The organism is Chryseobacterium sp. SC28 (genome assembly GCF_003932955.1).
GTDB lineage: Bacteria > Bacteroidota > Bacteroidia > Flavobacteriales > Weeksellaceae > Epilithonimonas.
In genome coordinates, this window is sequence record NZ_QOVY01000022.1 from 17419 (window position 1) to 38400 (window position 20982).

Sequence of the window (20982 nt, forward strand, 5' to 3'; positions counted from 1 at the left end):
TCAAAGTATAGAAAAAACTTAGATCAATTTTTCCATACTGGCCGTGGTCTTATTCCTCTGATACTCATCCAGTTTTTTCCTGATATACCTCAGTGCATAAGGCGCAAGATAGACCAGAGCCAATCCCAGGATTCTTCTTTTCCAGTTTTTATTCATCATATTTTTTTTTGCGAAATTGCTTACCAACGCGACTGTTCCTACCTGAGCTGCCGTCCCCAGCAATCCGGATTGCACGCCGTCGTTTGCCAAATTCAGAAGATTGTTCTTAGAGGATTTTTCTTTTATTTCGGAAGCAATTTTTTTCATTAAATTTTGAGTGTCCAAGGCGAGCGATTTTTTACCCTCCTTGTTTACTGTTTCTTTCAGAAATTGATCTGTAAATCCGTTAGTAATGGCACTCAGACTTTCTTTTTTATCCTTGAAAGTGAGAAGATCTTCCAAACTTTCAATTTCCTGTTTCAACAGTATTTTTTTAGTTTGTAATGCACTCAGGTTCTTGTATTTGGCTGCCATATTTTTATTTTTTTAGAAAACCGATTAGCTTATTGGCAATAGATTTTATAATTAATTTTTTGAATAACAGTACTATGATCGTCAATAGCAAATAAAATCCGGCAACAATCAGAAAACCATAGGCATCGCTGTCCAACGATTCGCCAATAAGAAATGCTATGCCGAAATTAAAGAAAAGAACGAAGAACGAGCACACCACGGCTATCAAAAACACAAATACAATCGTACCAGCCGACAACGATGATTTCTCCTGGATCTGTATCTTCAGAAGTTCTACCCTTTTAGCCGCATAATCTTTTATAATTTCAATCATAAGCTGTCTTTATTTAATATAAATTGCACGTTGCATTATAAAAAAAGGAATTTAGAAACTAAATTCCTTTCGAAAACTTAAAATTTTAGGTCTATTTCAGCTCCTCCAATTCGGTTTCTACGTCTTTGATCACATCACTCGTTTTAGACACGATTTGATCTTTATATTTGTCGTAGCTGTCCTTCACTGTAGAAGCAACATTTTGGGCAGTATCTTTGAAAGTTGAAGATAATTGATTATATTTATCTTTCACGTTATGCGAAACTTCAGAATATTTATCTTTCAGTACCTCTGTAGTTTTAGCATATTCGTCCGCTGCTTTTTCTTTAAGGTCATTAGCCTTATCTCTGATTTTTTTTCGGGTTTCTTTACCTTCTTCCGGTGCGTAGAGCAATCCTAAAACTACTCCGGTCGCTGCGCCTGCAAGCAATGCAGCAAGCACCGCTGCTGAGTTTGATCTTTTTGACATTGTTATAATATATTTGGGTTAATTTAAAGTAAAATGTGTTTTTTATGGTAATTAAATTTACAACTAAAATGCCAAAGAGACAAAAAATGTCTTAAAATTTGTTAAAACTTTTTTAGATAGGACAAAATCAGCTGCACGGTCTGCTCTTTTGTTAGATTGGTATTATCGATCAAAATTGCATCTTCGGCTTGTTTCAAAGGAGAAATCTCTCTCTCGCTGTCTATTTTGTCGCGCGAGAGCAGATTTTGCTTCACGGTTTCGAAATCCGTTTTTTCGCCGGCAGTTTGCAGCTCTGTGAAACGCCTTTTGGCACGTTCCTCTTGGCCGGCAGTCATAAAAAATTTGTAATCTGCATGGGGCAGAACCACCGTGCCAATATCTCTGCCATCCATGATCACGCCCCCTTTCGCGGCCAAGTCTCTTTGCATCTGCAATAAGAAGTTTCGGACTGCTGCTTCTTTCGCCACGCGACTTACGTTGTCCGAAACCTGCGGAAAACGAATTTCTTTGTTGATGTTTTTACCATTGAGAAACAGCTCCAGTTCTCCATCCACATTCTGAAATTCCAACTGAATATGGGGCAGACAGGTTATTAACTTTTCGATGTCAATTGTTTGCTCTTCATCTAAGCAATTTTGAAGCGCATAATAGGTGATGCCTCTGTACAGCGCACCGGTATCCAGATGAATAAAACCAAGATTTTTTGCAATGATTTTGGAAATAGAACTTTTCCCTGTTGAGGAAAACCCGTCGATCGCGATAACCGGTTTTTTTGTCATAGCACAAAATTAAAAAATTCTGAGCTTTTGACATTATGAAATTGAAAGATTTAGATTTAAAAATGCTTCCGCCTTTTGTAATATTGGTAAACCTTTTACCTTGTTTCTTTATTCTTGTTTCTTTATTCTTTATTCTTTATTCTTTATTCTTTATTCTTTATTCTTTATTCTTTATTCTTGTCTCTTTATTCGTGTCTCCTGTTTCCTGATTTTATCGCCTGTTTCCACCCAATTCCACGAGATCCATCGTAAGACCAAACATATTGACATTGGAAGAATTGTGATAACGCAAGTGAGAATAATCGAAACGGAACGATGAAATCTTAATACTCAGTCCGGCAGACAATCCCGTGAAACTTCTTTGATCCAAAACCGCCAGTTCGCCGCCTCTTTTCACATTGTATCCAAATCTGAGATTAAATGCCTCGCCGGGAAACAGTTCTGCGCCGAAAGAAAAATGATCCAAAACCTTTCTTCCAAATTTTGTCGGCTGCCCGTTGATATCGGTCGTGGCAGAAATATCGGGCTCTTGGAGATCGTGAACCGTAACGGTAATGGCAGCCGGAAACTCATCCAATATCTTGGTATATCCCAAATCCACTCGGAAAGGCAATTTCTCCTTCACGCCATTATAAGCTTTGATCTGATAACCAAAATTCCTGAAAACAAGCGAAAGTGTTTCTTTGCTTTTATCAAAATAATAAGTGACCCCGGCATTCGCAGTAATAGCTGAAGAGGAGTAGGTGTCGATTTTGGAAGTCACAAAATTACCGTTGATGCCGATGGTCCAGTTATCCTCGAACTGATAAGCATAGCCAATTCCCACGGCAGCATCCATCGCCGAAAAATCCCCGTTGATGACGGAGTTTTCATCGGTTCTCGGCATAGAACCGTAGTCCAAATATTTCGCATTGAAGGAGACCAAATGTCCGTATTCCAAATCGCGGACATAGCTGATACTCCCGATTTTGGTATCTGCCAAATAGGCAGCATAATTTACAGACAGCATCTTATCCATCTCAAGATTCATCAATGCAGGATTGGCAGCGGTAAAGTTCACATCATAATCCCGAACCGAAATGGCATCGCCCAAAACGGCCTGTCTTGGAGACATCGGGATATTAAGAAACTGATAAACCGTGGTTCCCGTTTGAGAAAAAACCACATTGCAAATTACGATAAAAAAAAGAGGGTAAAACTTCTTCAACACTATTTCTAAGCTTTGCAAAAATAATCTATTTTCAATCGTATCAAAATTTCGCTGCACTATCTTTTTCATTAACGTAATTCTATTCCTTTCATTATATTTGCACAGTCAAAAATCAAAATAAAAAGTGAATATCAAGCACTGACAGTTCACTTGAGTGATAAAACGATAATTAGCAAAGTTCATGAAATACAAAAGAATCCTTCTGAAACTCAGCGGCGAAGCACTGATGGGTCAACGCCAATATGGGATCGACAACGACAGGCTGAAAGAATACGCTATTGAAATCAAAAAAGTGGTCGATAAAGGCTGCCAAGTTGCCATCGTAATCGGTGGTGGCAACATTTTCAGAGGATTGGCAGGCGCCGCTTCGGGGATGGACAGGGTACAGGGAGATTATATGGGAATGCTCGCAACCGTGATCAACGGAATGGCTCTGCAAGGCGCTCTGGAGGATGCCGGAATCATTACCAGATTGCAATCTGCCATAGAAATGGACAAAGTTGCCGAACCATTTATCAAAAGAAAAGCCGTGCGCCATCTGGAAAAAGGCCGCGTGGTCATCTTCGGCGCCGGCACAGGAAATCCTTATTTCACGACTGATACTGCCGCAACATTGCGAGCCATAGAAATCGATGCAGACGTGATCTTAAAAGGAACCAGAGTTGACGGCATCTACGACAGCGATCCTGAGAAGAATTCGGAGGCAATAAAATTCAACAGCCTATCCTTCGACGAGGTGTTTGAAAAAAACCTCAAAGTAATGGATATGACTGCCTTCACACTCAGCCAGGAAAACAAATTGCCGATTATAGTCTTCGATATGAACAAGGAAGGAAATCTGGAAAAATTGGTAAACGGCGAAATGGTGGGAACGCTCGTCAGCGTATAAATGGTTAATTGTTAATTGTTAATTGTTAATGGTTAATGGTTAATTGTTAATTGTTAATTGTTAATTGTTAATTGTTAATGGTTTAATTGTTAATTGTTAGCTGTCTTTTATCTTTTATCTTTTATCTTTTATCTTTTATCTTTTATCTTTTATCTTTTATAAGTCAATTATCAAAATTTTAAATATACAATGGAAGAATTAGAACGCATTGTAGCCTCCGCAAAGGAAGAGATGGATGCTGCAATCAAGCATTTGGATCACGCATTTCAAAAAATAAGAGCCGGCCGCGCTTCCACCTCGATGGTGCAGGATGTAATGGTAGAATATTACGGCTCACCGACGCCTCTGAACCAAGTGGCCAACGTTTCTGTGGTAGATGCGATGACGCTTTCCATTCAGCCGTGGGACAGAACCGCCATTGGTGCGATTGCAAAAGGAATTATCAACTCTAATCTTGGATTTGCCCCGTCCAACAATGGCGATGTGATCATCATCAATGTTCCACCATTGACCGAGGAACGCCGACGAGACCTTGCCAAGCTGGCCAAAAGCGAAGCCGATCAAACGAAAGTGGTCATCCGAACTGCCCGACAGGAAGCCAACAAAGAACTGAAAAAGTTGGAAGGCATCGCAGAAGACGTCATCAAAGCAGTAGAAAAAGACATCCAAGATCTTACAGACGCCTATGTGAAAAAATGCGACGATGCTTACAAAGTAAAAGAAGCTGAAATCCTAAAAGTCTAAACTTTTTGTTCCAAGACTTGCGGGGTTTTTAGGTTTATAAGGCAATAAGGACTCGTTTTAAAAAAAGTTTTACTACAAAAACAGCGTGCCAATTTAAAAAAAGCGTGGTAGCGCGAAGAAATAAAAAAAATTTGGCAGGGCAAAAACTAAGAGCTGGCAAGATTTTTGTCAATTCCTTTCGAAGGAACTTGGGGATTGTTCTTTTAGAAATTCCGTAAAAATCCAAATTCTCTTATTAATTTTCAGTAAAATTATTAAAATGCCTAAAAAAATTATAGTCGTAGATGATAGTCCTGCCATTTTGGATTCTGTAAAAATAATGCTCAATATGGAAGGCTTTGAGGTTGATAATTATGAAAAAGGTTCTGAGATGTTCAACGCGCTTACAACCTCATCAAAACCAGATTTGATTCTGATGGATATGTGGCTTTCCGGAGAGGATGGTCGGGATATTTGCAAAATGATTAAGGCACATCAAGATTTCAAAAATATTCCGGTTGTTATTATGTCTGCCAGCCGAGGTTTGGGAGATACTGCCATTGAAAGCGGGGCAATAGATTTCATCCCAAAACCGTTTGATCTGGGCGAGATTGTAGAAAAAATTAGATATTACTCCGGGAGGTAATTTATGAGGAACCGCCTCCCTGCTTTTCTGCTTAGAAATCCACTTTAGCGGGATGCATGCCGGAAAAACCGCTTTCCTTTAAATTTTTCAGCGCTTTCATATCACTGTGCGAAATGTGGAATCTCTCGAAGTGAAGATTATTTTTAATATGCTCCGGATTTTCCGATTTCGCCAAAACGACCGCTCCGGCTTGCAGACAAAACTGAATGCAAAGAATGGCTGGTGAAACACCATATCTATCCGCCATTGCCTTCAGCTCCGGATCTTTCAGCAATCTGCCAGAGCCTATCGGACTCCAAGCTTCTATGACGATGCCTTCTTCCCGACAAAACTCGACCGTTTCCGATTGTGTGTAGCCCGGATGAAATTCAATTTGATCTACGGCAGGTACTACTTCTGCGGTTTCTAAAAGCGCCGTCAGATGGGGTACAAGAAAATTGCTGACACCGATGGATCTCACAGTCCCGCATTTAGTCAGTTTTTCCATCGCTTTCCAAGTTTCTGCATTGATGTCTTTCCAGTTCGTAAACTGCTTTTCATTCGCCGGCCAATGGATCAAAAGCAAATCTATATAATCCGTCCTCAGTTTCTTAAGAGATTGCTCCACAGATTGTTGCACGCCTGCGGCACTTCTGTTGCTGTTCCAGATTTTGGTGGTAAGATACAAGGTTTTTCTGTCGATTCCGGATTCCTCGATTGCTTCCCCTATTTGCGCTTCGTTTCCGTAGATATCGGCAGTGTCGATATGCGTATAGCCCGCTTTCAGAGCCGTCTTGACAGTTTTTTTTACGCCTTCTGTCATCTGCCAAGTGCCAAATCCTATTTCGGGAATTTCGGTGCCGTTGTTTAGAAATACTTGTTTCATATCTGTTTACCCTTTTAGTTTATTTTAACAGCTAAATTTACGCCATTCAAAAATCTGCTGCAAAAAATGATATGATTTATTTCTTGAAACGATCTTCCGACAAATCACAGAGAAACAATTCTCATAAAAAATTCTCTGAAAGACTTTATGACCCCAAAAAACTAAAGGTTGTTTCCTATTTCAAAAAATTTTTGCCATTCGTTTTTTAATATTTTATACATTTGAAAGATGCAAGAAAAAGTTTTCGGATTGCTGGGAAAAAATATTTCCTATTCCTTTTCCAAAAAATATTTTGAAGAAAAATTCAAGAAATTATTGCTAATAGATTATCGATATGAGCTCTTCGACATTCCCGAAATCGAAGCCGTAGATCTTTTATTAGAAACCCCAAATCTTAGGGGCTTGAATGTTACAATTCCTTACAAGCAGGCGATCATTCCTCTTCTGGACCAGCTAAGTGGCGAGGCTTCTGAAATCGGCGCAGTCAATTGCATTAGTTTCGAACACGGAAAAAAAATTGGTTACAATACCGACGCTTTCGGCTTTGAAAAATCTTTGCTTATCCATAAAAAAGAGCATCACCGAAAAGCCCTGATCCTCGGCGACGGCGGCGCTGCAAAAGCGGTGAAATATATTTTGGACAAACATCATATCGAGCATACAACCGTTTCGAGAAAATCCGAAATTAATTTTGAAAACATTTCAGAAGAATTGGTTAAAGATTCCTTACTCATTATCCAGACTACCCCAGTTGGCACTTACCCTAACGTCGAGGACTCGGTGCCGTTTCCTTTTGATGCCATTACGGATCGACATTACGTCATCGATTTGATTTACAATCCTTCCGAAACTGCTTTCCTTAGAAAATCTGCAGAAAAAGGAGCCACAACTTTGAATGGATTTTATATGCTGGAACAGCAGGCGGAGAAGGCTTGGGAGATTTGGAAGAGCTGATTTATAAATAGTCTCGAATTACCCTCCAACTTTCTAATTTCTCCTCAAACTTCACCGTATGAAGCGGACTTGTGGAAGGTAGAACTATAATCGGCAATCTGAAATCTTTGCCTACGATTTTGAGAAGGTTTTTGTAAGATTTTTGTCCGTTGCAGAAAATCGTCTGGATATTGGGATGGTTTTCAATCAATTTTGGAATATTATTATCAATTTCATCCTTGATTTCAGTATCCCGACTACCCTTTCTTTCACAACTTTCGATGACGTCCCACAGCGCGATATGATGTCTTTTAAGCAAGCGGAGTTTCTCGGTGTAATTGGAAGAAAATTCTTCATCGAAAAGGTAGAACATCAATTTCCAAAACTGATTTTGCGGATGCGCATAATACTGTTGCATTTCCAAAGATTTTATGCCCGGAACAGAGCCTAAAATCAGGATTTTCGAATGATTATCTACGACCGGCGCAAAGGAACTGATTCTGTTCATATTTTTTATTTCAGATTATCCAAAACTTTGAAAAGTGCATTGCTGATACTTCCACCTTGATAATTGTTCAAAATAATAGAAAACACATAATTCTTACCGCTTTTGGAAGTCTGATAACCCGCAAACGACTTGCTGTCCTTTATCGTTCCGCTTTTCATTTTGATGCCGTTCTGGGTGGGAAAACCGTCGTAAAAAGCATCAAACCAGTTTTGCTTTTTGGAATATATCAGGGCCAGAACCTGAGCTTTTGCCGAAACATAATTCTGCGGCGAAAGTCCGCTGCCGTCAGCGAAATTAATCATATTCGGATGGATTCCTTTAGATTTCCAAAAGTCTTTTAGGAAGTTGATGCCGGTTTCAAAACTTGGGTTGTTTCGCTTTTCTTTTGCCATTGTTTTTATCAATGTTTCGGCGTAGAGATTGATGCTTTTGCGCATCAGCCAATAAACGATTTTGTCCAACGTTGGCGATCTGTATTCGAAAATTTGATGCTGAGCTGGCACTTTTGACACGGCTATTCCTTGCAGTTTTTCATTGTAAAAAGTCGTCGCTTTTCCCGAAACTAAAATTCCGTTTTCATCTAAGAGTTTTTTAATTTCTACGGCGAGCTGTAATGGCGGATTTGGCGTAGCTCCCGACACAGTGCTTAGTTTTCCGGCTGGCAAAGTGCCATTAATCAAGGCTGTTTCGGAATGTGGCGCTGTGAAAATCAGACTTTGATCGGAGTTTCCGCCAGTTTTCAACTCATTGATCCAAAATACGTTTTCTAGATTGTACGAGAAATTTTTGATTTGATTGCCATTAATATTTATATCAAATTGATTCTCTCTCCAGTTGACTCCAAAGGTTCCCGCGCCATAATAATTCCCGAGATCGTTCCACGGCCAACCGCCCGGCGTGCTTTGAAAATCAAAATAAGAATCATCGACAATGAGGTTTCCTGATATTTTTTTGATCCCCGATTTTTTTATGGCTTCTAATAATTTTTGTTTGAATTTTTCCGGTTTATAATCTTCGTATCGCCAGCTTCCCAAAGTCGGGTCTCCGTTGGAAGCGATGTAAAAATCGCCATCCAGATTACCATTCGAAATATTCCCGGAATAGGATGCGGTGGTTTTGAACTGATAATCTTTCCCCAATGTTTCCAAAGCTGCAGCAGAAGTAAAAATCTTCTGTGTGCTCGCGGTGGACAAGCCTTTGTTGCCATTATATTCATAAATCAGATTACCATTGTCATCCGAAACATAAAATGAAAGGCTGGCCGCCAACGCATTGGGAGAAGCCATCATCTCTTTGACCGATTTTTCCAATGCTGCCGAAACGGATTGAGAAAAAAGATTTTGAAAGATGAATAGCGGAATTATAAGGAAAATCTTCATCGATAATTTTTATCAAAACTAAGGATTTTTGAGTTTCCTATCAAGGATTAATCAATAGCCTGCATCCAAGAGCTTACATTTCGGGCAAAATCTGCACTAATATTTTTGCTTTAAAAATGTAATGATTAACTTTGTTAAAATTAAGTTCATTATTGTAATGCCAAAAAAGAATCGCAAAAAAGAAGAATTTTACAACGTGGTGACGCACGGTCTTGGTGCGGTGCTGTCCGTTGTGGCTTTGGTTGTGATGCTTTACTATTCCGTCCGCAGCGGGAATCGGATTGCGCTCATTTCTTCTCTTGTTTTTGGAATTAGTCTGATTCTTTTGTACTCGGCATCCACCATCTACCACGCCGCTTACCGGTTGAAATGGAAAAAAATTTTTCAGCGGATAGATCATCTTTGCATCTACCTTTTGATTGCCGGAACTTACACGCCCGTTGCGTTGCTCGGTCTGAAAGGCGTTTGGGGCTGGAGTATGTTTGGCGTCATCTGGGGAATGGCGTTGATTGGCTTTATCTTCAAATTTTCGCCGCTGCGGCAGAATGAAAAAATCTCGCTTTCAATCTATGCCCTAATGGGCTGGACGGCCATTATCGCCATCAAACCGATGATCGACAACCTCTCGAGCGGCGCATTACTTTTTATTATTCTTGGTGGATTATGCTATAGTTTGGGCATTTATTTTTATGCAAAAGACAGCAAACCGTTTTATCATCCCATTTGGCATCTGTTTGTTTTAGGCGGTAGCATTCTGCATTTCTGCGCCATTTTCTTTTTTATCCTTCCTTAAGTTTTAAAAAAAATATTCAATAATCCTAAACCAAACCGCCGTCGTTGCAAATCCGACAGCGATACTGATGCCGATAATAAGATTGATAAGTTTGGTATTCAGCCGAAACTGCTCTGCAATGATACTAGACGTGACGACGGTTGGCATCGCCGCTTCGAAGATGGTGATTTTCGCCATATTGCCTTTGATCCCAAAAATTAATGCGATGCACAAAATCATCATCGGTGCCAAAATCAATTTGTACAACAAAGCGGTAGAAATCTGCGGAATCAGTTTTTGCCATCCATTAAATTTCAACTGCAATCCAACGGAAAATAGGGCTAACGGGATCACGGTAGCGGCCAACTTATCAAATAAAGGATTGGCAAAATCAAGATTGAAAAATCGGGACAAAACGAGCGCAGCGATGCAACCTAAAAATGGCGGAAATGTGAATAGGCGTTTCAGTATGAATTTAGAACTCACTTTTCCCGATTTGCTTCCGCCTTTCACGGCTGCGACAATTCCCATCGTAGAGAGCATTAGAAACATCGTCTGATCGCAGATGATGGCGATGCTGAGGTACTGCTCTCCAAAAAAAGCAGTAACCAACGGAAAGCCGATAAACGAAGTATTGCTGTAGCCACTCGCAAGTTCCAAAGTGCTTCTGGATCTTTGCGAATAGTTTTTGGATCGAGAATAGATCATCATAAAAATCCAACTTCCGGCTGCTGCGACAACGGCACTTAAGATAGGAAAGAATATTTCCGGAGACCAATCTACTTTTGGCAAATATTTGAAGGAAACAGCGGGTAAACCCAAGTAGATGATCCAAGTATTGATGCCTTTGTGAGCGTCGGGATGAATCGATTTTGTCGATTTGAAAATCATTCCGGCGGCAATACAGATTATTATCAGAACAAAATTGATCATTTGGAAAACAAAATATTCCACAAATGTAAACAAGTGAAGGACAATCGGAATACAAAATCCGTAAAAATATATTCTAAAATTTATTAATTATTGATCAATTTCTGAGTTATTAAAGTTTGTACAAACCAATCATATTTGGTTGATTATTAGTGATTTAATATATAAAAATAATATCAAAACTAAATCATTACCATTCAATTGCTGTTTTAAAATGCTTATTGTAAATTTGTAAAAAATAAAATATTAATTATGTCCAAAGCCATTTCTCAGGTGCCTTTTGCTCAAAACGAACCTGTAAACGCATATTCTCCAGGTTCTGACGAGGTAAAAAGCCTAATTTCTACCTACAAAAAAATGTGGAAAGAAAAAACAGAAATCCCAATGATTATCGGAGGGAAAGAAATCAAAACGGAAACTAAAATACAGTTGACATCGCCCCACGACCATCATCACGATTTCGGATTCTATTACCAAGGCGATATGTCCCACGTCGATATGGCAATAGAAGCTGCGCTTGCTGCAAAAGCCAAATGGAATGCTTTGGGCTGGGAGCAGCGCGCATCCATTTTTCTCAAAGCGGCAGATCTCTTGGCAGGACCTTACAGAGACGTCATCAACGCCGCCACGATGATTGGGCAATCCAAAAATGTCCATCAGGCAGAGATCGATTCGGCTTGCGAATTCATAGATTTCTTACGTTATAATGTAGAATTTATGACAGAACTATATGCAGAGCAACCCGTTTCCGACCCGGGCGTTTGGAACCGTGTGGAGTACCGTCCTTTGGAAGGTTTTTGTTTTGCAGTCACGCCTTTCAACTTTACCGCCATCTCGGGCAACTTGCCGACTTCTATGGCTTTGATGGGCAATGTGGTCGTTTGGAAACCATCGGACAAACAAATCTATGCAGCAAAAGTGACAATGGATGTTTTGAAAGAAGCCGGCTTGCCAGACGGCGTGATCAATATGATCTTTACCGACGGAAAAGAAACGGCGGAGAGAGTGCTGGCGCATCCGGATTTTGCAGGATTGCATTTCACAGGTTCTACGAAAGTCTTCCAAGGGATGTGGAAAATGATTGGCGACAATATTCATCACTATAAATCTTACCCAAGAATTGTAGGCGAAACCGGCGGAAAAGATTTCGTAATGGTGCATCATTCTGCGAATATCGAAGCCGTTGCAACGGCTTTGGTGAGAGGCGCTTTCGAATATCAAGGGCAAAAATGCAGCGCGGCATCCCGAGCTTACATCCCCAAATCGATTTGGAACCAAGTGAAAGATTTGATGGCATCGCAAATCAAAACCATCAAAATCGGTTCTCCGGAAGACCCTTCTAATTATGTCAATGCGGTGATCGACAAGAATTCTTTCGAAAAATGCAAAGCTTATATTGACAGAGCCGAAGCGTCGAATGATGCAAACGTTATAATCGGCGGAAAATACGACGACAAAAAAGGCTGGTTTGTGCATCCGACGGTTATCGAAACCATCAATCCTTATTACGAAAGTATGGTGGAAGAAATCTTTGGCCCCATCCTCACCGTTTTTGTTTATGAAGATGAAAATTGGGAAAGTACTTTGAAACTGGTGGACACTTCCACGCCTTATTCTTTGACCGGATCGATCTTTGCGCAAGACAGATATGCCATAGATGAGGCTTACAAAGCGTTGGAAAATGCTGCCGGGAATTTCTATATCAACGATAAACCTACGGGTGCAGTCGTGGGTCAGCAGCCATTTGGCGGCTCGCGAGCCTCCGGCACCAATGACAAAGCAGGTTCTAAAATGAACTTGATGCGTTGGGTTTCTGCGCGGAGCATCAAAGAGACTTTTGTCCCGGCCAAGGATTATAAATATCCATATTTGGGATAATTAATTCTAAAGTTTAAAATAATAAAACCACAAAAGTCACACAAGTTTTTTGATTTTAGATTTTCAAAAGGGCAAAAAAGAGTGAAATAAAAACATTTTGAACTTCTCAAGATTTTTAATTCACATATCATATTCTGTGAGACTTTTCTTTTAAATATTAATTATTTTCCATGAAAAAAGCATTAATAATAGTTGACGTTCAGAATGATTTTTGCGAAGGTGGTGCTTTGGAAGTACCCGGCGCCAACAGCATCATTCCATACATCAATCTACTTACAGAAAAAAATATCTATGACGAAATCGTCCTCACCCAAGATTGGCATCCGGCCAACCACAAAAGTTTCGCTTCCAACAACGGGAGAAAAGTGGGCGAAACCATCAATCTTAATGGCGTTTCACAATTTATGTGGCCGGACCATTGTGTTCAGGGAACTTTCGGCGCAGAGTTTCATAAAGATCTGAACCGCGAAAAAGTGACGCATATCATTCAAAAGGGAAAAAATCCGGACATCGACAGCTACAGTGGTTTCCAAGACAACAACCATTTTATGAAAACCGGATTGGAGGATTATTTGAAACAGCACGATATTCAGTTGGTAGAAATAGCCGGGTTGGCATTGGATTATTGTGTAAAGTTCACAGCCACCGACGCCGCCAATGCCGGATTTATCACTTGTTTACATTTCAACGGAACGAAGGCGGTGAACGCAAAGCCGGACAGTGCGAAGAATACGATTTATGAATTGATTGAAAAGGGTGTCACGGTGTTGGCTTAACATTTTAACATTCAAAAAGGTAGAGATTGATTTTATTAATTCCCCGAAATTTCTAAAGATTTCTGAGCTTCCTTTTGAGCTTTGTTTTATGTCTGGAATAATGCGTTTGGTTGCTATTTTTATCGATGGAGATTACGCTAATATTACCATCGACTTCCAAAATAGCGAGCTTTACAGCAGAAACAGATTCGATGCCGTGCTCGTGGATGGCTTCTTCCAGCTCATCCTCTGATATTTGGACTTTCCTCAGAATATCCGGAAAAACGTGACCGTCTTTTACCAAAATATGCGGCTGATCTTCTATTAATTCTTTAAGTTTCTGATTTTTGAAAATCAATTTCTTCACGATAAAGTTGGCTACAAATAATACTAAAGCTGCAATAATTCCGCCCTCCAAAGTATTATTCGAACCAACCATTGCATTTTGAACGGCATTGCTTATCAATAAAAGAAGAATGACATCGCCCGCATTGAGCTGTGACAGTTGGTTCTTCCCGAAAACCCGAACGGCAATTACCATAAAAAAATAAACGGCAAGCGAGCGAACGACGATATCTAGGATTGGATTCAAATCCATATTATTTATGCAATAAAGATAGAAAATTATTTATCAAAAGACGAAGACACTTTGGGACTGAATAAAACTAAAAAATCCGCCTTGCAGCGGACTTTTTTCTATGTCAAAATAAAAAGTTATTCTTTTATCATTTTGGTAACTTTTGTTAAATCATTGCTTTTGATTTTCAGCATATAAGTTCCTTTTGCAAGACCAGAAACGTCAAACTCATCCGCGCCATTCAAAATTTTCACTATTCTTCCGGATATATCCAACACTTCTACAGTCGTAATCTGCAATTTTTCTGGATTGTTGATTCGGAATGTCGACTTTACAGGATTTGGATAGACTTGCATTCTGTTGTCATATTGCAACGTTTCCGTTACTCCCAAGGTAGTTTTGGTATATGTAATAACAAAGGGCATATCCAAATTATAATCCGGTGCAGAGGCTGGATTACCCGCATCAAGCAAATCTGTCCAACTCTCGGCAATTACGTTGTTTTGTTTTGCGTTGAAAGCGGGGAGACCGCGCGAGCCTTTAATAGTAACAGGCGGCAGAAATCCCGCATTTCCCTGCACAACATTTTGCAACTGATATTTGATCCAGTAAGTCCCTCCCATCAACGTTGTGGGTGTGCTGGCGGTCACTTGCCAAATTTTTCGACTGGTGGTCGGCGCAACTACAATAGGCACCATTGTATTTCCGGTTCGGTACATTTGCGCATTCGCACTGGAGGAGAATCTGTTCGTCGTATCATCTCCGTATACGCTGACCGCGCCGGGTATCGACGGATCTGAACTATAAATATTAACTCTCACCGTATTGAAAGGTGATGTTGTGCCAGTATAGTTCGTTTGGTAGGCAAAAAAATCTATTGTACTGATTTCCCATTTTTCGTTCGCGGGAATGGTAAAATCATCTGCAAGAAAGTAATTAGCTGTCACAGATGAATAGGTTCCTCCTAAGCCTAATGTTGTATTAGATTCGGTAGTATTTCCCGTATTGTTCTGCAATTCGGACCAGGTATAGCCAGCCGGTGCATTAGTTCCCCCGTTCGTTGTTGAGCCGGTCGATAATCCCCCATTCACATAGGATTGGGCAAAGTTGGTAGCTGCCATTAAAGATGCAACAAGTAGTAAAGTTTTTTTCATAATGTTTATATTTTTAAAAATTTGATAAACAAAAATACAAATTTTTAGATATAAAACAAAAGAAAATCAAGAAATGTATTATATTCTGAATCTATAATATTTCTCAATAGAATTCAAAACGGGAAAACCGCTGCCCAACAGTTTTTTGATAATTTTCAGATATTTTTTCGTCGCTTGAGTTCTCTTGCAATCAATGTCAATTCCCGGCCGGTTTGGCCCGCAACGGAGGTATTTTCCTGAGCCCGGCGCGTTAGGTAAGGTACCACGTCTTTCACCGGACCATACGGGAGATATTTGGCGACATTGTAATGTTTATCTGCAAGATAATACGTGATATTGTCGCTCATTCCGTAAAGCTGTCCGAAATAAATATGCGGATTGTTGTGCTCAAATTGATTGCTTCTCATTCGATCGATAATCAATTCAGAAGATTTCTCGTTGTGCGTTCCGAAAAACCCGGAAACCCTGTCGATATTAGTTATCACAAAATCAATGGCAGCATTGTAGTTGTCATCCGTCGCTTCTTTGCTGGGCTGGATGGGGTCGGGATAATTCATTTTAGCAGCACGTTCTCTTTCTTTCTCCATATAGGCACCACGAACGATCTTATAACCAATGAAATAGCCATTTTTATTAGCTCTTTCAAGATGAGCATTCATATAATCGAGGCGGCCGGTTCTGTACATTTGCAGGGTGTTCCAGACGATGGGTTTTTCACGATTGTATTTTTCCATCATCTCTTCGCAAAGCTGGTCGGCTGCGTCTTGCATCCACGATTCTTCAGCATCCACCATCACTTTTTTGTCGTGCTCAAAGCAAAGTCTGCAAACTTCGTCAAAACGCTTTTCCACCCTGCTCCACTCTTCTTTTTGGCTCGCTGTAAGTTCTTTTCCTTTCCCGACTTCTTCATAAATACCAATTCTACCGAACGCCGTAGGCTTGAAAACGATAAATGGAATGGCCGGATTGCCAACTGAAAATTTTACAATATTTTTGATCTCATTGCAAACCGCGTCAAAGGTTTCCTCCTCTTCTTTTCCTTCAATAGAGTAATCGAAGATGCTGCCCACGCCCCGCCGGAACATCTGCTGCACCACAGCCATACTTTCTTCTCTGGTTTCGCCGCCGCAAAACTGTTCGAACAGCGTCTGCTTCACGATCTTGTCAACAAAAGGGAAATTATTTTTTATCGTAAAATTAAGGAGAGACACCCCAATATTCGTGAGCGCAGGCCGCTCGATCGCTTTGAACATCCAATATGCTTTTCTGAGCTGAGCGTCGGTTTTATCGGCAAATGCCAGCTTTGTATCATCGAAAATACCCATTCTTTAAATTTTGTCCCAAAAGTAAATATAATTTGAAAGCCGACCGATTTTATGAAGCTCATTCTGTCCGGATTTTCCAAAAAATATTCGATATTTTTTTAAGAATTTTCACTTCAAGAAGAATCAATAATTAAAGGATTGATTTAAAATCAATGCAGAAAATGTCTCATTCCTGTGAACAGCATTGGGATTTGATGTTCGTTTGCGGCTTCTATCGAATCGTTGTCTCTCATACTTCCGCCCGGCTGAATGATCGCTTTGATGCCTTCCTGCGCACAAAAATCGACCACATCTCGGAACGGGAAAAACGCGTCTGAAGCCAGCACCAGCTCGCCGTCAAACTTCTCTTTTGCCCTTTCTATCGCTTGCTGCGTTGCCCAAATCCTGTTCACTTGTCCGCCACCGATTCCGATTGCCTGAACGCCGTTTGAAACCACGATGGCATTGGATTTTACATATTTCACCACTCTTTGCGAGAATAGCAAGGCTTTTTTTTGTGCTTCTGTGGGAGCGGTTTTGGTCATTAGCCTGATATCTTCGGAGAACTGGTTGTCCGCGCTCTGCACCAGCATTCCACCGTCTATTTTTACCCAAGTTTGCTTGTCTGTGACCGGATTTTTGATTTTAATGATTCGCAGATTTTTCTTTTTTCTTAAGATTTCCAAAGCTTCATCATCGAAGTCGGTTGCCATTACGATTTCGAGGAAGGTTTTGTTCAGTTCCTCAGCCGTCTCGGCATCTACTTTATAATTCATCCCGATGATGCCGCCAAAAATCGAAATCGGATCGCATTCAAACGTTTTTACATAAGTTTCCAGTGCCGAACTTCCAACCGCAACGCCGCAAGGCGTCGAATGTTTTACGGCGCAACAAGCCAGTTCCTCTTTGAATTCATTCACCACTTTCCAACACAAATCCATATCTCTCAAGTTATTGAAAGACAGTTCCTTGCCTCCCAAAATGTCGAAATCTTTCATCGCGCCATTTTCGAAAGTCGAAGTGTAGTATGCCGCCGTCTGATGCGGATTTTCGCCGTAACGTAAATCTGAAACCTTTTTGAAAGAGGCATTCAGATACGTTGGATATTCTTCATCCAAAAGCATTTTGGAAATCGCCGCGTCATACGCCGACGTCAGATTGAAGACTTTCCCTGCGAGTTTTTTTCTGGTTTCAAGCGTTGATTCGCCGTTTTCTGATATTTCTTTTTTCACTATTTCGTAGTCATCAACCTCGGTAAGAACCACAACGGATTTGAAATTCTTGGCGGCAGAGCGCAACATCGAAGGGCCGCCGATGTCGATGAATTCTACTTTTTCGTCGAGCGAAATATTTTTGTTTACATTTTCAAAAAACGGATAAAGATTCACGATCACCATATCGATCAGACCAATCCCGTGCTCTCGAACCGTTTTCATATGTGCTTCGTTGGAACGCAGAGCCAGCAATCCGCCGTGAACTTTCGGGTGGAGGGTTTTCACTCTGCCATCCAGCATTTCGGGAAAATCGGTTATTTCATCAATTTGAATCGGACTTAATCCGGCGTCTTTCAGATGCTTGAAGGTGCCGCCGGTGGAGATCAATTCGTAGTTTCGTGCTTCGAGAAATCTTGCGAAATCTACCAGACCATTTTTATCAGAAACGCTGATAAGTGCTCTCTTTTTGCTCATACTTTTTTCTTTCGATTTTTACTTTTTACAGCTTATTCAAACTGTGACTCACCGGTTCTTTCACCTCCGGATTTCTACTTTTATTGACTTAGATTTTATTTTTAATCTTTTGATATCATTTATTCAAAACCAAATCTATGGCCTTGGGGAAAATATCGTATTCTACTTGATGAACTTTTTCAGCTAAAGTTTCTGGCGTGTCATTCTCATCGATTTCAAATTTTCTTTGTAGAATAATCTCGCCCTCATCGATGCCCGACGTCACAAAATGGACCGTTGCGCCACTTTCTTTTTCACCAGACTCGATAACGGCTTGGTGAACGTGATGCCCCCACATTCCTTTTCCACCAAATTTTGGCAATAAGGCCGGATGAATATTGATGATTTTGCCCTTCCATTTTTCGCAGAATTCTGGTTTCAGAATGGATAAAAAACCGGCAAGCACAATCAAATCGGTATTTTGCGGGATGGCTTTATCAAGTTCTTCAGAAAAATTTTTTCCTCTTTTTATCAATCGGGTCGGAATGCGATGCTTTTCGGCTCTTTGCAGTCCGTAACATTCTCGGTCTGCAATCACTTGGATGATTCTTGCATTTCGGATTTCGCCACTATCAATACAATCGATAATGCGTTGAAGGTTGGTTCCCGAGCCTGAAATTAAAATGGTGATGTTCTTCATTAATTAATGTAACAATGTATCAGTTTAACAATTTAACCAATGAATTAATGGGTACCCTGATACAATATTAAATTGCTAGATTGATAATTTTATTTTCTCTCTTCCTTCTGTAATTTCTCCTACTTCATAGGCATCTTCTAAAAGATCGAGAATTTTTTCGCTATGCTCGGCGTCTGCTACCAAAACCATTCCCACACCCATATTGAAGGTGCCAAACATCTCTTGACGGTCGATATTTCCACGTTTTTCCAGTTCCAGCATTATGGTCGGGATTTTTATTTTAGAAGCATCGATAGTTGCGCAAAGGCCTTCCGGAATGATTCTCGGAACGTTTTCGTACAATCCGCCACCGGTGATATGCGCTATTCCGCAGAGGGGCGTCTCTTCCAGAACTTTGTGGATGTCCTGATAATACAATCTGGTAGGCACCAAGAGTGTTTCGTACAAAGGCTTTCCTTCAAATTCTTCTTCAAAATCTGAGAATATTTTCCTGACCAAAGAAAATCCGTTGGAATGAAAGCCTGAACTTGGAATCACGATGATTTTATTTCCTTTTTGGATCTTGGAGCCGTCGATGATTTGGTCTTTTTCCACAATCCCCACGCAGAATCCCGCAACATCATAATCACCGGGTTGATACATTCCCGGCATTTCAGCCGTTTCGCCACCGATCAAGGCACAATTGTTGTCTTTGCAGGCTTTTACCATTCCTAAAACGATCTCGGCCGCAATTTCTGAATCGAGTTTTCCGCAAGCCAAATAATCCAAAAAAAACAAGGGTTTTGCGCCGTGGCAGAGAATATCGTTGGCGCACATCGCGAAACAATCGATGCCAATAGAATCATACCGTTTGGTGTCCAAAGCGATTTTCAGCTTGGTGCCAACGCCATCGGTTCCGGAAACCAAAACTGGGTTTTTGTAGCCCGCAATTTCGTAGAAAGCGCCAAAGCTGCCCAGCGAATTGAGGACGTTTTTATTATGCGTTTCGGCCACGGCAGATTTTATTTTATCTACGGTTTTGTAGCCTTCTTCTTTATCGACTCCGGCAGATTTGTAGGTATTGCTCATTTTAATTTTTGATCGGATTAAAGGCCGATAGTATTCATTTTTCAGTAGTCAATAGTCAAACAAAAAAAGCCGACAATCGTAGAGATTATCGGCCGCTATTTTTTTTCACAAATTCAGAGGTGTTTTTGCAATTCTCTTGGCAAGAATTAGGAAATTTCCCTATCTGAACTTGTTGAATTTTCATTATCCTTATTTGATGACAAAGTTATGCATTCTGACAATAACATTCCAAAGGCTTACCGAAAAAAGTTTTTAACAAGCTCCAATTTTTCTTCGAATTCGGTTTTCTTGTCAGCATTCACAATGCCTTTTTTCGGTTCGAAATTTTCATTAAATTTTGCTAAACTAAAACTTTGGATGATGTGGGCGCCGCTGAAAGGCGCGCGTGCTTCGAAAGTAGCAAGTACGTGCTTTCCGCCGCCAGGACCGGGAGCCGTCGCCAAGAGGAAAACCGGTTTGTCTCCAAAATGCTTACGGTCTTTGATTCGGGAAATCCAATCAAAAATATTTTTGAAAGCAGCGGTATAGCTGCTGTTGTGCTCCGCCAAAGAAATGATCAGTAGATCCGCTGTATCTATTTTTGCTGCAAATCTCAGTGCCAACTCCGGAATGCCGTGGTGCTTCTCCCTGTCCACGCTGAAAATGGGCATTTCGTAGTCATTCAAATCCACAACTTCTACTTCTGCATCCGAAAACTGATTTGCAGCATAAGTAGCTAATATTTTATTGATGGACGACTTGGAATTGCTGGCACCGAAAGCTATTATTCTCATAATTATTTTTATTTTGAACTGCAAATTTAAAAAACCCGTTGTCAGATAGAATTAACATAGGATAGTAACCTGTTGTGCATTTAGGATAAATTCATTTTAATTTTGTTCAAACTTCTTTTGAAAACAAAGAAATTGAGATATTGAATCATTGTAAAAGATGTGATTTTGGAGGTAATT

Annotated in this window: 23 protein-coding genes; 7 read left to right on the forward strand and 16 right to left on the reverse strand. The window is 40.3% G+C overall.

The window, feature by feature from the left end; genetic code table 11:
- Positions 1 to 18: 18 nt before the first annotated feature.
- The 5 genes from DTW91_RS10980 to porQ form a co-directional block, all read right to left on the reverse strand.
- Positions 19 to 513 (reverse strand): phosphoribosyl-ATP pyrophosphatase, encoded by a 495-nt coding sequence (locus tag DTW91_RS10980; RefSeq protein ID WP_125203423.1) that lies wholly within the window; start codon positions 511 to 513, stop codon positions 19 to 21.
- A gap of 4 nt (positions 514 to 517) precedes the next feature.
- On the reverse strand, positions 518 to 826 hold the full coding sequence (locus DTW91_RS10985) for a phage holin family protein (RefSeq protein WP_125203424.1): 309 nt from the start codon (positions 824 to 826) through the stop codon (positions 518 to 520).
- A gap of 91 nt (positions 827 to 917) precedes the next feature.
- Positions 918 to 1295, reverse strand: a complete 378-nt coding sequence (locus tag DTW91_RS10990; RefSeq protein WP_125203425.1) for a YtxH domain-containing protein — start codon at positions 1293 to 1295, stop codon at positions 918 to 920.
- A 101-nt stretch (positions 1296 to 1396) separates the two neighbouring features.
- Positions 1397 to 2074: a (d)CMP kinase gene (gene cmk / locus DTW91_RS10995; RefSeq protein WP_125203426.1), complete on the reverse strand. Its 678-nt coding sequence runs from the start codon at positions 2072 to 2074 to the stop codon at positions 1397 to 1399.
- A gap of 211 nt (positions 2075 to 2285) precedes the next feature.
- Entirely contained in the window at positions 2286 to 3353 is a 1068-nt protein-coding gene (gene porQ, locus DTW91_RS11000) for a type IX secretion system protein PorQ (protein ID WP_185144775.1), read from the reverse strand.
- A 112-nt stretch (positions 3354 to 3465) separates the two neighbouring features.
- On the opposite strand from porQ, the gene pyrH reads away from it, so the two are divergent.
- From pyrH to DTW91_RS11015, 3 genes are all read left to right on the forward strand, one after another.
- Positions 3466 to 4173, forward strand: coding sequence for a UMP kinase (gene pyrH, locus DTW91_RS11005; RefSeq protein WP_125203427.1), 708 nt, complete (start codon positions 3466 to 3468; stop codon positions 4171 to 4173).
- A 189-nt stretch (positions 4174 to 4362) separates the two neighbouring features.
- Entirely contained in the window at positions 4363 to 4917 is a 555-nt protein-coding gene (gene frr / locus DTW91_RS11010; RefSeq protein ID WP_125203428.1) for a ribosome recycling factor, read from the forward strand.
- 259 nt (positions 4918 to 5176) lie between these two features.
- Positions 5177 to 5542 (forward strand): PleD family two-component system response regulator, encoded by a 366-nt coding sequence (locus tag DTW91_RS11015; protein WP_125203429.1) that lies wholly within the window; start codon positions 5177 to 5179, stop codon positions 5540 to 5542.
- 31 nt (positions 5543 to 5573) lie between these two features.
- Here DTW91_RS11015 and DTW91_RS11020 read toward each other — a convergent pair whose 3' ends face one another.
- Positions 5574 to 6407 carry an aldo/keto reductase gene (locus DTW91_RS11020; RefSeq protein ID WP_125203430.1) on the reverse strand — a complete coding sequence of 278 codons (834 nt, stop codon included), beginning with the start codon at positions 6405 to 6407 and terminating at the stop codon, positions 5574 to 5576.
- 228 nt (positions 6408 to 6635) lie between these two features.
- On the opposite strand from DTW91_RS11020, the gene DTW91_RS11025 reads away from it, so the two are divergent.
- Positions 6636 to 7361: a shikimate dehydrogenase family protein gene (locus DTW91_RS11025; protein WP_125203431.1), complete on the forward strand. Its 726-nt coding sequence runs from the start codon at positions 6636 to 6638 to the stop codon at positions 7359 to 7361.
- A gap of 1 nt (position 7362) precedes the next feature.
- Here the strand turns inward: DTW91_RS11025 and DTW91_RS11030 are convergent, their stop codons facing one another.
- Positions 7363 to 7848 carry a DNA-deoxyinosine glycosylase gene (locus tag DTW91_RS11030; protein WP_125203432.1) on the reverse strand — a complete coding sequence of 162 codons (486 nt, stop codon included), beginning with the start codon at positions 7846 to 7848 and terminating at the stop codon, positions 7363 to 7365.
- A 5-nt stretch (positions 7849 to 7853) separates the two neighbouring features.
- Positions 7854 to 9227, reverse strand: a complete 1374-nt coding sequence (gene dacB / locus DTW91_RS11035) for a D-alanyl-D-alanine carboxypeptidase/D-alanyl-D-alanine-endopeptidase (RefSeq protein ID WP_125203433.1) — start codon at positions 9225 to 9227, stop codon at positions 7854 to 7856.
- Positions 9228 to 9384: 157 nt separating this feature from the next.
- Here dacB and trhA point away from each other — a divergent pair, with 157 nt between their 5' ends.
- Positions 9385 to 10020, forward strand: a complete 636-nt coding sequence (gene trhA, locus DTW91_RS11040) for a PAQR family membrane homeostasis protein TrhA (RefSeq protein WP_125203434.1) — start codon at positions 9385 to 9387, stop codon at positions 10018 to 10020.
- 3 nt (positions 10021 to 10023) lie between these two features.
- On the opposite strand, the gene DTW91_RS11045 is transcribed toward trhA, so the two are convergent.
- Entirely contained in the window at positions 10024 to 10932 is a 909-nt protein-coding gene (locus tag DTW91_RS11045; RefSeq protein ID WP_125203435.1) for an AEC family transporter, read from the reverse strand.
- Between the two features lie 249 nt (positions 10933 to 11181).
- On the opposite strand from DTW91_RS11045, the gene pruA reads away from it, so the two are divergent.
- Positions 11182 to 12807 carry an L-glutamate gamma-semialdehyde dehydrogenase gene (gene pruA, locus DTW91_RS11050; protein WP_125203436.1) on the forward strand — a complete coding sequence of 542 codons (1626 nt, stop codon included), beginning with the start codon at positions 11182 to 11184 and terminating at the stop codon, positions 12805 to 12807.
- A 170-nt stretch (positions 12808 to 12977) separates the two neighbouring features.
- Entirely contained in the window at positions 12978 to 13583 is a 606-nt protein-coding gene (gene pncA, locus DTW91_RS11055) for a bifunctional nicotinamidase/pyrazinamidase (protein WP_125203437.1), read from the forward strand.
- Between the two features lie 52 nt (positions 13584 to 13635).
- Here pncA and DTW91_RS11060 read toward each other — a convergent pair whose 3' ends face one another.
- The 7 genes from DTW91_RS11060 to DTW91_RS11090 all read right to left on the reverse strand — a co-directional run bounded on the left by DTW91_RS11060 (position 13636) and on the right by DTW91_RS11090 (position 20805).
- Complete coding sequence (locus DTW91_RS11060; RefSeq protein ID WP_125203445.1) at positions 13636 to 14154, reverse strand: DUF421 domain-containing protein; 519 nt, start codon at positions 14152 to 14154, stop codon at positions 13636 to 13638.
- Between the two features lie 122 nt (positions 14155 to 14276).
- A complete protein-coding gene (locus DTW91_RS11065; RefSeq protein ID WP_125203438.1) occupies positions 14277 to 15293 on the reverse strand; it encodes a T9SS type A sorting domain-containing protein in 1017 nt (338 codons plus the stop codon).
- A 155-nt stretch (positions 15294 to 15448) separates the two neighbouring features.
- A complete protein-coding gene (locus DTW91_RS11070) occupies positions 15449 to 16618 on the reverse strand; it encodes a proline dehydrogenase family protein (RefSeq protein WP_125203439.1) in 1170 nt (389 codons plus the stop codon).
- Between the two features lie 149 nt (positions 16619 to 16767).
- Positions 16768 to 18285: a bifunctional phosphoribosylaminoimidazolecarboxamide formyltransferase/IMP cyclohydrolase gene (gene purH / locus DTW91_RS11075; protein ID WP_125203440.1), complete on the reverse strand. Its 1518-nt coding sequence runs from the start codon at positions 18283 to 18285 to the stop codon at positions 16768 to 16770.
- 115 nt (positions 18286 to 18400) lie between these two features.
- Positions 18401 to 18964 carry a phosphoribosylglycinamide formyltransferase gene (purN, locus tag DTW91_RS11080; RefSeq protein ID WP_125203441.1) on the reverse strand — a complete coding sequence of 188 codons (564 nt, stop codon included), beginning with the start codon at positions 18962 to 18964 and terminating at the stop codon, positions 18401 to 18403.
- A 75-nt stretch (positions 18965 to 19039) separates the two neighbouring features.
- Positions 19040 to 20032: a phosphoribosylformylglycinamidine cyclo-ligase gene (gene purM, locus DTW91_RS11085; protein ID WP_125203442.1), complete on the reverse strand. Its 993-nt coding sequence runs from the start codon at positions 20030 to 20032 to the stop codon at positions 19040 to 19042.
- Between the two features lie 236 nt (positions 20033 to 20268).
- Entirely contained in the window at positions 20269 to 20805 is a 537-nt protein-coding gene (locus tag DTW91_RS11090) for an NADPH-dependent FMN reductase (RefSeq protein WP_125203443.1), read from the reverse strand.
- Positions 20806 to 20982 lie beyond the last annotated feature (177 nt).

What these genes read in the sequence shown, in the direction of transcription:
- DTW91_RS10980 (WP_125203423.1), bottom strand. Translation starts at nt 513, where the DNA reads ATGGCAGCCAAATACAAGAACCTGAGTGCATTACAAACTAAAAAAATA.
- DTW91_RS10985 (WP_125203424.1), bottom strand. Translation starts at nt 826, where the DNA reads ATGATTGAAATTATAAAAGATTATGCGGCTAAAAGGGTAGAACTTCTG.
- DTW91_RS10990 (WP_125203425.1), bottom strand. Translation starts at nt 1,295, where the DNA reads ATGTCAAAAAGATCAAACTCAGCAGCGGTGCTTGCTGCATTGCTTGCA.
- cmk (WP_125203426.1), bottom strand. Translation starts at nt 2,074, where the DNA reads ATGACAAAAAAACCGGTTATCGCGATCGACGGGTTTTCCTCAACAGGG.
- porQ (WP_185144775.1), bottom strand. Translation starts at nt 3,353, where the DNA reads ATGAAAAAGATAGTGCAGCGAAATTTTGATACGATTGAAAATAGATTA.
- pyrH (WP_125203427.1), top strand. Translation starts at nt 3,466, where the DNA reads ATGAAATACAAAAGAATCCTTCTGAAACTCAGCGGCGAAGCACTGATG.
- frr (WP_125203428.1), top strand. Translation starts at nt 4,363, where the DNA reads ATGGAAGAATTAGAACGCATTGTAGCCTCCGCAAAGGAAGAGATGGAT.
- DTW91_RS11015 (WP_125203429.1), top strand. Translation starts at nt 5,177, where the DNA reads ATGCCTAAAAAAATTATAGTCGTAGATGATAGTCCTGCCATTTTGGAT.
- DTW91_RS11020 (WP_125203430.1), bottom strand. Translation starts at nt 6,407, where the DNA reads ATGAAACAAGTATTTCTAAACAACGGCACCGAAATTCCCGAAATAGGA.
- DTW91_RS11025 (WP_125203431.1), top strand. Translation starts at nt 6,636, where the DNA reads ATGCAAGAAAAAGTTTTCGGATTGCTGGGAAAAAATATTTCCTATTCC.
- DTW91_RS11030 (WP_125203432.1), bottom strand. Translation starts at nt 7,848, where the DNA reads ATGAACAGAATCAGTTCCTTTGCGCCGGTCGTAGATAATCATTCGAAA.
- dacB (WP_125203433.1), bottom strand. Translation starts at nt 9,227, where the DNA reads ATGAAGATTTTCCTTATAATTCCGCTATTCATCTTTCAAAATCTTTTT.
- trhA (WP_125203434.1), top strand. Translation starts at nt 9,385, where the DNA reads ATGCCAAAAAAGAATCGCAAAAAAGAAGAATTTTACAACGTGGTGACG.
- DTW91_RS11045 (WP_125203435.1), bottom strand. Translation starts at nt 10,932, where the DNA reads ATGATCAATTTTGTTCTGATAATAATCTGTATTGCCGCCGGAATGATT.
- pruA (WP_125203436.1), top strand. Translation starts at nt 11,182, where the DNA reads ATGTCCAAAGCCATTTCTCAGGTGCCTTTTGCTCAAAACGAACCTGTA.
- pncA (WP_125203437.1), top strand. Translation starts at nt 12,978, where the DNA reads ATGAAAAAAGCATTAATAATAGTTGACGTTCAGAATGATTTTTGCGAA.
- DTW91_RS11065 (WP_125203438.1), bottom strand. Translation starts at nt 15,293, where the DNA reads ATGAAAAAAACTTTACTACTTGTTGCATCTTTAATGGCAGCTACCAAC.
- DTW91_RS11070 (WP_125203439.1), bottom strand. Translation starts at nt 16,618, where the DNA reads ATGGGTATTTTCGATGATACAAAGCTGGCATTTGCCGATAAAACCGAC.
- purH (WP_125203440.1), bottom strand. Translation starts at nt 18,285, where the DNA reads ATGAGCAAAAAGAGAGCACTTATCAGCGTTTCTGATAAAAATGGTCTG.
- purN (WP_125203441.1), bottom strand. Translation starts at nt 18,964, where the DNA reads ATGAAGAACATCACCATTTTAATTTCAGGCTCGGGAACCAACCTTCAA.
- purM (WP_125203442.1), bottom strand. Translation starts at nt 20,032, where the DNA reads ATGAGCAATACCTACAAATCTGCCGGAGTCGATAAAGAAGAAGGCTAC.
- DTW91_RS11090 (WP_125203443.1), bottom strand. Translation starts at nt 20,805, where the DNA reads ATGAGAATAATAGCTTTCGGTGCCAGCAATTCCAAGTCGTCCATCAAT.